The organism is Deltaproteobacteria bacterium (assembly GCA_021737785.1).
In the GTDB taxonomy this organism is placed as follows: Bacteria; Desulfobacterota; DSM-4660; order Desulfatiglandales; family Desulfatiglandaceae; genus AUK324.
Window position 1 is genome coordinate 1 of record JAIPDI010000087.1, and the last position, 9418, is coordinate 9418.

Consider the following 9418-nt stretch of genomic DNA (forward strand, 5'->3'; position numbering starts at 1 on the left):
TCATCACCGGCCCCACCGGTACCAATGTCATGGACGTGAGACTGGTCCTGGTGAGATAGTGGAGCGGATACTGGATGCTGGATGCTGGATGACGGGCGCGCTGAACAGCTCAAAACGGGTTGATGGTTTCAGGTATGCGGTCTTTTCTGAATCCCGGCTCCCGACATCTCACTTCCCCCCTGCCCTGCTTCATTCGATGTTCGACGTTCATCCCTTTGCTGGCTGAACCTCGTTCCCTGCTCCCTGCCCCATGCTCCCTGCGCTTTCCTCCCCGCCCCCTGCCAGATCGATGATCTCCATCCGGTTGGTTCCGCCCCGGTTCCCCGCGGAAGGCCCCTGGGTCAATATAACAAGTCCCTTTGTAATCCCGAGTCGGGCAAGCGCGTCTCGCGCATACACCTCCAGATTTTCAGGATACGCCGGCTGGCACACCGGGTAGACACCATAAGAAAATTGCAGGTTCTGGCACGTCGATTCATTGGCGCTGATGCCGGCGATCCAGACCGGCAGCCGGAAACGGGCGATCCGCCTGGCCGTGGTCCCGGTCTCGGTAGGGGTGATCACAGCGGCCGGGGTCAGTCGTCTAACCGTTGAATGGACGCTCAGGGAGATGAGGTCTTCCACGCTCAGGTCTCCCTCCGCTTCTGACGAGATCAAGGCTTCACGAACCGGACGGGCGTCCAGGTGCGCCTCTGCAACCCGCGCAATGCGGGTCATTACGGCCACGGCCTCCACCGGGTAGATGCCTGAAGCGGATTCCTCGGAAAGCATGATCGCGTCTGTCCCATCTAAAATGGCATTGGAGACATCCGTCACCTCGGCCCGGGTCGGGCGCCGGTTGTTCACCATGGACAGGAGCATCTGTGTGGCCGTGATCACCGGTTTTCCCGCCAGATTGGCCTTGCGGATAAGCCCCTTCTGAACCACGGCGATCTCCTCGATAGGGACCTCCACGCCCAGGTCCCCCCTGGCCACCATGATCCCGTCCACCACACTCAATATGGCATCGATATTTTCGAGCGCGCCGGAGCGTTCGATCTTGGCGATGACAAAAGGATCATACTCCATGTCCGCAGCTGCCCGGCGCAGGGCCTTAACATCGTCCGGCCCCTGGACAAACGACTCTCCAATGGCGTCCACGCCCTCGCCCAGGGCAAATTCCAGGCACTCGCGATCGCGATCCGTGAATGCGCTGATGCCCAGATCGATACCGGGAAAATTGACTCCCTTATGGGAGCGGAGATGCCCCCCGACCATGACCCTGCAGTGTACTGCGTTGCCGTCGATCCTTTCCACCTTGAGCTGAACAAGACCGTCGTTTAGGAAAATGGTATTCCCGGGGCGAACGACCCTGGGCAGCCCCTCAAAACTGATGGAAACGGCGTTGGCATCGCCTTTCAGATCCCCGTTCACCAGGGTAAAGGCCTGGTCCCGTTCCAGTTCGATCGGCTCCTCCACCAAATGGCCGATGCGCATTTTCGGTCCGGGCAGATCGGCCAGCAGGGCCACCCGCTCACCCGCGGCCGCTGCAGCAGACCGGATATCCGCAATCAATTGCCGGTGACTTTCAAAATCGCCATGGGCAAAATTGAGGCGTGCCACATTCATACCGTTTCGGATCATCTGCTCTAGAATGGCGGGGGACTGGGAGGCCGGTCCGATGGTGCAGACGATCTTGGTTTTTTTCAGAGGAAGGTTCATCACGGGCTCCATTTTGAGGCGCCATGCGCAAGGCATCAGGCGCAAGGCGAAATGCACGGGAATTGTAAGGAAGACCTTATCTCCCCAACATCGTTCAATCCCTCAATTCCTTAATCCCTTAATTCCTAAATTCCTAAATCGCTAAATCCCTCAATCACTGGATTCCTGCTGCCCTGAAGGCCGCATGAACGATTTCTACGGCCTCCTCGACCACCTGTTTCAGGTGCGCCTCTCCCTTGAAGCTCTCTGCGTAAATCTTGTTGATGGCCTCGGTGCCTGAGGGGCGGGCGGCAAACCAGGCGTTTTCCGCGACGACCTTGAGCCCGCCGATGGCGGCCCCGTTTCCCGGCGCGTGGGTCAGTTTCGCGATGATCTCTTCCCCTCCCAGCGCCTCTGCCGGCACCATCTCAGGGGAGAGCCTTTTCAGAACGGCCCTTTGCTCAGGGGTCGCCGGGATGTCGTTTCTCTGGTACATGGCCTCACCGAATTTCGCTTCCAGATCCGCGTAGAGTTCATCCGGATAGCGGCCCATCCTGGCGGTAATCTCCATGGACAGAAGGTCCATGATGATCCCGTCCTTGTCAGTGGTCCAGACAGTGCCGTCTTTTCGAAGGAACGAGGCCCCGGCGCTTTCCTCACCCCCGAACCCGCAGGACCCATCCAGAAGCCCGTCCACGAACCATTTGAACCCCACCGGCACCTCGGAGAGCCTCCGCTTCAAGGATGCAGCCACCCGGTCGATCATGGAACTGGATACCAGGGTCTTGCCTACGGCCGCATCCGGGCTCCAGCCGGAGCGGTTCTGAAACAGATACCAGACGGCCACGCTAAGATAGTGGTTGGGTGCAAGGAGTCCGGCGCCCCGGGTCACAATGCCGTGGCGGTCCGTGTCCGCGTCATTGCCGAAGGCGATGTCAAATTTCTCCTTCAGCCCGATCAGATTCGCCATGGCATATGGTGAAGAACAGTCCATCCGGATCTGTCCGTCTTTATCCACGGTCATAAACCCGAAGGTGGGGTCCACAGACCGGTTGACCACATCAATATCCAGTTTATACCGGTCCCGTATCGGGTCCCAGTAATGGACGCCCGCACCCCCCAGCGGGTCAACCCCCGCCTTGAGTCCTGATCCGGCAATGACCTCCATGTCAATCACGTTCGCCAGATCAGCCACGTATGCGGCCACATAATCGTGCTCATGGGTGGTCCCCGCGGAAATCGCCTTCTCATAAGGCATCCGTCGTATATTCCCGGTCCCGTGGCGCAGGATTTCATTGGCCCTTTGTTCAATGATGCGGGTGGTATCCGTGTCTGCAGGCCCGCCGTGTGGCGGATTGTATTTGAAACCGCCGTCTGCCGGCGGGTTATGGGAAGGCGTGATCACCACGCCGTCCGCCAGGCCGGTCTTTCTGCCCCGGTTGTATGACAGGACGGCATGGGAGATCACCGGGGTGGGCGTGTAGCCCCCCCCCGCTTGAATCATCATTGTAACGTCATTGGCGGCAAAGACCTCCAGGGCGCTTGCCATGGCCGGTTCCGACAGGGCATGGGTATCCATCCCCAGGTAAAGGGGGCCGTTGAAGCCCTGTGCCTTCCGGTACTCGCAGATGGCCTGGCTCACCGCAAGGATGTGGTCCTGGTTAAAGCTATTTTTAAAGGCCGACCCCCGGTGGCCGGACGTGCCGAAAGAGACCCTCTGGGCCGGGTCTGAGACATCCGGTATGCGGGTGTAATAGGCCGTAATCAGTTGCGGTATGTTTACGAGAAGTTCACGGGGCGCCGGTTTCCCGGCAAGCTCGCTGATGGTCATGCTCCACCTCCTCAGAAAGCACAGGGCTCTCACTATAGGCAGTATAGACCCGCCTGCCTGGCGGGATTGGGATAACGGACACAATCTTATTCAAAATAATAATACCATATCCTGGTGTTGCAGACAATGCATCTGTGAAAGATGGGCCGGGCGCAGGATGCTCAAGAAGCCCTTGGCAGGTGCTTTGAACGATGGCGGCCTGGCGTGGGACAACGGTTGCATGAGGAAGGCTGAGATTATAAGACAAGCCGTTTTACGGGTGTTCAAAGAGATTACCCAGATAAGGGGCAAAAAAGCCCCTTTTCCAAACGGAAAAAGGGGCTTTGGGGCGGTCTGCGGTTCAAGATCATGCAGGGGTTGCGATCTCCAGAAGCTCCACCTGAAAGTGCAGCGTCTGACCTGCCAGAGGATGATTTCCGTCCAGTGTCACTGCCTCATTCGAAATATCGGTGATCACCACCTCTAAAGGACTCCCCTGTTGCTGCTTCAGCTGCAGCCGCATACCGATCTTCGGCTCGATGTGGTCAGGAAATTCACCCACCGGCACCTCCAGGACCATCTCCTCCTGTCGATGACCGTACGCCTCATCCGGGGCCACTTCAAAGTCGCGGGTTTCGCCCACTTTCATTCCCAGAATCGCGTTTTCAAAACCCGTAATAATCTGGCCATCGCCGGCTTTAAATTCCAGGGGGTCACGTCCCTTGGAGGTGTCGAATACGCGGCCGTCCTCCAGCGTGCCGGTGTAGTGGACCTTTACGGAATCTCCATTTTTGAGTGTTGTCATTGTGCTCCTCCTTTATTGCAATCTCGGCCAGGGACACTGCCCTTCGTCTGCCGCCAAAAATAAAGAAACGACTTTTCCCTTGGCAATGCGACCGCAACGCACAACCGTCGTTTCCGGGCAACCGGACGGATGGGAAGGTCCTACTTATGGCTCGGAGGGTATTGGCGAATGCCCTGTATGGCTCGGAGTACAAATGGGAAGGTTAAACCAAAACAGAGGGTCGCTCTTCCTGTCCCTCATCACAGAAAAAACGGATGTATCCGGCATGACGCCGGCCGGATTTTGCAGAACCGTTCCTCTATCATCTCATCTAAGAACGGCGCATTTCCAATTTACTATTTATACTAAGTTCTTATCCGTTTATGTCAATGGGGAATCCGTGACGGACCGGAATTCTCTTCTCAGGCGAGCAGCCGTGGGTCACGGGTCAGCAGGATTGCGCCTACCGCTCATAGAGAGCAGAGGCGCGTTTCGGCAATCTTCTCCTTTTCAGTCGCGTCCAGACGAGGATCTCTGTGAAACAGAGAGTAGATGGCCGGGATGAGCCCAAGGGTAATCACCGTGGATCCGGTAAGCCCCCCGATGACCGCCCGGGCCAGGGGGGCCTGGGCGTCGGCCCCCTCGCCGATGCCGAGGGCCAGGGGGAGGAGGCCCAGGATGGTGGTGAGGGTGGTCATGAGGATGGGCCGGAGCCGGCGACGCCCGGCCTCCACCACCGCCTCCCGGACCGGCATGCCGCGCCGGCCCAGACGACCGGCCTGGTCCACCAGGAGGATGGCGTTGTTGACGGCGATCCCGCCCAGCATAATGCACCCGATATAGGATTGGATATTCAGGGTGGTATGGGTCAGAAACAGGGTCACCAGCACCCCCACCGCGGCCACGGGCACGGAAAACATGACCACCAGCGGATTGACAAGCGATTCATACTGGCAGGCCAGTACCATGTAGACGAGAATCAGGGCCAGCACCAGGGCGGCGACCAGTTCATTGAATGCCTTTTTCTGCTCTTCGAATGTCCCTGCCACGGTCAGATCGTATCCCACAGGCCGGGGGATCCGGTCCAGAAGGGTCTGAATGTCCGTGGCAACGGATCCGGAATCGCGGCCCGCCACATTGGCCTCGATGGTCACGGTCCGCTGCTGGTCCTTGCGATCGATGACAATAGGGCCCCGTCCCGGATCGGCCCTCACCACGTTGCGCAGGGTCACTGCTTCGCCCGATGCCGTGGTCAGGGTCAGATCCAGAATATCCTCCAGGGAAAGCCTTTCCGCATCTTCCAGTTGCACGAGGATACGATAGGAATCGCCGCCGGTCCGGTATTCCCCGGCCTGGGAACCGGCAATGGCTGTTTCCAGTATCCTGGTCACATCGCGTATTGTCAGGCCCAGATCCGCGGTCTTATCCCGGTCCACCCGGATTTGAAACTGGGGCACCCCGGCCTCGTGGGCGACGTTCACATCCGCAACACCAGGGACCCGGGTGATGACCGATGCCGCGCGATCGGCCAGGGCATTCAGCCTGTCCAGTTCCAATCCTCGAATCTCGATGGCCAGGCCCTCCTCTCCGCCTAAGAGACGATTCAGCAGGAACTGGCCCTGGGGGGCCCGGGTGCGGATCTCCATGCCGGGAATCTTTCCTGTCAGCCTGCGGCGTAAATCGTCGGCGATCTCCGTGTTGGGCCGTTTGCGCTGGGCCGAAGGGAGGAGGGACAGATTGATCTGCCCCATGGCCGCCGCATCCGGACGCCAACCCACAGACCCGACGCTCACCACCGATGAAACCGTCTCCGGGACGGCGGCCTGGACAATAGCCTCCATCTGCCGGGTCTGCCGATCCACGATGTCCAGCCGTGTGCCGATTTCCATTTCCCCCGTGACCCGGACCTCTCCCTCATCGCTGGGCGGCAGGAACTCGCTCCCGATCAGGGGAATAAGGAGGAGACTGCCGGCCAGCGCGGCTGCGGCCAGGGCGATGGTAACGGCCCGGTGATTCAGGACCCACCCGAGAAAATCGCCGTATATGTTGTTGAGGCCATTGAAAAAGTCCTCTGCAACGGACGCCAGTCTTTGTATCCAACCGCCGCGTCCGCTGCGATCCTCAGCGCGTGGGGCCAGGAACCTGGAGGCAAGCATCGGGACCAGGCTGAGAGACACCATAAGGGAGCAGACCAGAGAAAAGATGATCACATAGGCCAGTTCCTTGAACAGGATGCCGGAAACGCCCCTGACAAACACCAGCGGGAGGAAAATGACCAGGGTGGTAATGGTGCTGGCGACAATGGCCGGCGCCACTTCCCGTGCCCCCTCCACCGCGGCCGTTGTCGGGGATTCGCGATCCTGTTCCCGCCGTCTGAAGATGTTTTCCAGGACCACGATGGCGCCGTCCACCATCATTCCCACGCCGAGGGCCAGTCCGCCCAGGGTCATCAGGTTTAAGGTGAATCCTCCCAGATAGATCAAGGAGAACGTGGCGATCATGGAGATGGGGATGGCCAGAAAGATGATCAGGGTGCTCCGGAAATTTCTCAGAAAAAGGAGGAGCACCATAACGGCAAGACCGCCCCCGTAAAGTACGGAACGGGCCACATTGGCAATGGACCGCTCGATAAAATTGCCCTGATTAATGACCGGGATCACTCGGATTTGGGGAAAGGACCTGTTGACCGCCTCAATCTCGGCCAGCACGGCCCTGGAAACCTCAACCGTGTTGGCATCGGCCTGTTTCCGAATGGCCACCCTCAGGCCCCGCTCGCCATTCACACGAACGATGCGTGTCAGTTTCTGATAGGTGTCCTTGACCCCGGCCAACTGGGAGAGGGTAACCGGGACTCCGTCGCGCAGGGTGACAACCGTATTCCGGATCTGATCCAGATCGGTGAATTCGGCAGGGGCGCGAAGGGTGATTTCATAGCGGCCTTCCTCGATCTTCCCTGCGGGGAGATCCAGATTCGCATCCCGGATGGCCTGGAGTATCCGGTCCATCGGAAGACCCAGGGCACGGACCCGGTCGGGATCCAGCTCGACGCGGACCTCCCGGTTATAACCGCCCCATACGTCCACCTGGGCCACGCCCGGGATTCTGGCGAAACGGTACCGGATCTGATCCTCAATCATCTGGGTCAGTTCCACCGGATCCAGGGTGCTGGAAATCCCCAGGAGGACCACCGGAAAGCTGGCGATGTCGAACTTGCGGATACGAGGCCTGACAACATCCTCAGGCAACTCGTCCACCTCATCCTGGAGTCTGCTCTGGACGTCCACGGCCGCAATGTCGAGGTCGGTGCCCCACACAAATCGGACCTGAATGCTGCTGTTTCCCTCGGAAGACTGGGAGGTCATCTCTTCCACGCCCGGAACCGTGGCAATGATCTCTTCCACGATCTGTGTGACCAGCCGTTCCATGACCTCCGGACTGGCGCCTTCGTATTCGGTGCGGACGGTGAGGGTGGGGAGTTCAACGCTGGGGAGGAGATCCATGCGCAACCGGCTGAGGGAGAATGCTCCGATAATCACCACGATGAGGGTCACCATGGTAATAAAGATGGGCCTGTGGACACTGAATCCAGGCAGATTCATCTCCCGGCGGCCTCGCTGACCGCGGGTGAGTCTCCGGCCTTGTTATCGGGAATGGTAATCCGTGAGCCATGGTCCACCAGTTGCTGGCCCAGGGTCACCACGCGGCCGGACAGGCCCTCACCGTCCACCTGCACCCGGTCCCCTTCACGGATGCCCACCGACACCTCGCGCCAGGCCACGGACCGGCCATCCGGGGCCACCACAAAGACACCGTCCCGGCCGTTCCGTCGGGTGAGGGCCTGCTCCGGAACAATCACGGCGTTTTCCACATGATCGAGGACCACCGTGGCGCGAACAAACATTCCGGGTTTGAGCCGGTATTCCGGATTATCCACTCTCAACTCCACCTTTGCCTGCCGTGACGTCTCACGAAAGACCGGAGAGATGCGGTGGATCCGGCCCTCGAACCGTTCGCCGGGATAGGCGTCGGTAGTGAGCCGGGCGGGCTGCCCGGGTGTGAGATAAACATAGTCTTTTTCGGTGACGAAGATCACTGCCTTGACCGGATCCAACTGGACAATGGAGATGAGGGGGTCATTCGCCGAAACCGTTTCTCCTTCGTCCACATAGCGGTCTCCCACCACCCGGTGCCCGCCGGTGTCGGCCCAGTTCGCGGTCACCCGGGTGTACCCCAATCGTATTCTGGCGGTTTCCAGTGAGGCCTGGGCCCGGGTCACCTGGGCCTTGGAGACGTCCACCTGGGCCAGGTTCCCCAGGTGTTCGGCCTGTGCAGTATCGAACTCCGAAGCCGAGGCCACATTTCTCTGGCGAAGTTGTTCCATTCGCTTGAGTTTTCGGGCCGCGATTTCCAGGGCGCTTTTCGCCTCCTCCAGTGTGGCCTTAGCCACCTCCAGGTCGGCCTTTGCCAGGTTAACGGCCTGGACATACTCGTCGTCGTCCAGCCCGGCCACGATCTGCCCCCGGTTGACGCGATCCCCCAGGTCAACATTCAGTTCAACAATTCGGCCGCTGATCTTGGCCGCAACCATGAGCTTGGACGGAGATTCAAGGGTCCCGCTGAAGATCTGGCGCCGTTCCATCGGCCCGCGAACAATCAACGCCACCTCCACGGGGGTCGATGCCTGGCCTCCACGGGCGCCGCCGGATTCCTGGGGGGCCTGAAGGCGTTTGAAAATCATCCACCCGAGAGCCGCAGCCACTCCGATGACGATGACAAAAACAAGAATATTCCGTTTACCCTTTTTCACCACCTACCGTCCTTGATGCATCCTGTCGCTGTGACAGATGTCGGCCCCGGGCGCCGGCGTCATCACAAGTTCATCCGGCTTTTCCGTATCTTGGACACCGGGAATACCACCGGACTGATCCCATCCCTCATCCTAAGGCGGCCTGACAGCCGCAACCAAACAGGTTTCACCCAAGTCCCAGAAGCGTTCCGGACGCCCGTGGGGGTCTCTGCCCAAGAGCTGCAATAAAATGCGGTCGTATCGTTCGGCGGCCGCCCCCGGGCTCCGGATAATGTTTACGGAAAGGCAGCAAGGACATACCGTCCCATAAAAGGCTGTACTTGGGGCTGGAACAGAC

The 9418-nt window shown here is 59.5% G+C and carries 6 protein-coding genes; all 6 read right to left on the reverse strand.

The features are described from left to right. Nucleotides 1-207: 207 nt before the first annotated feature. The gene (gene pyk, locus K9N21_23260) at nucleotides 208-1701 is read right to left on the reverse strand and encodes a pyruvate kinase (protein MCF8146836.1); all 1494 of its coding nucleotides are present in this window, start codon (nucleotides 1699-1701) and stop codon (nucleotides 208-210) included. 154 nt (nucleotides 1702-1855) lie between these two features. Continuing rightward, on the reverse strand, nucleotides 1856-3511 hold the full coding sequence (pgm, locus tag K9N21_23265) for a phosphoglucomutase (alpha-D-glucose-1,6-bisphosphate-dependent) (GenBank protein ID MCF8146837.1): 1656 nt from the start codon (nucleotides 3509-3511) through the stop codon (nucleotides 1856-1858). 346 nt (nucleotides 3512-3857) lie between these two features. Beyond that, the gene (locus K9N21_23270; protein ID MCF8146838.1) at nucleotides 3858-4295 is read right to left on the reverse strand and encodes a peptidylprolyl isomerase; all 438 of its coding nucleotides are present in this window, start codon (nucleotides 4293-4295) and stop codon (nucleotides 3858-3860) included. Between the two features lie 449 nt (nucleotides 4296-4744). Next, nucleotides 4745-7873: an efflux RND transporter permease subunit gene (locus tag K9N21_23275; GenBank protein ID MCF8146839.1), complete on the reverse strand. Its 3129-nt coding sequence runs from the start codon at nucleotides 7871-7873 to the stop codon at nucleotides 4745-4747. Then, complete coding sequence (locus K9N21_23280; GenBank protein MCF8146840.1) at nucleotides 7870-9012, reverse strand: efflux RND transporter periplasmic adaptor subunit; 1143 nt, start codon at nucleotides 9010-9012, stop codon at nucleotides 7870-7872. Before K9N21_23280 ends, K9N21_23275 begins: the two co-directional genes overlap by 4 nt. 201 nt (nucleotides 9013-9213) lie before the next feature. Beyond that, nucleotides 9214-9418, reverse strand: a 205-nt coding sequence (locus K9N21_23285; GenBank protein ID MCF8146841.1) for a hypothetical protein, incomplete at its 5' end; no start/stop codon positions are given.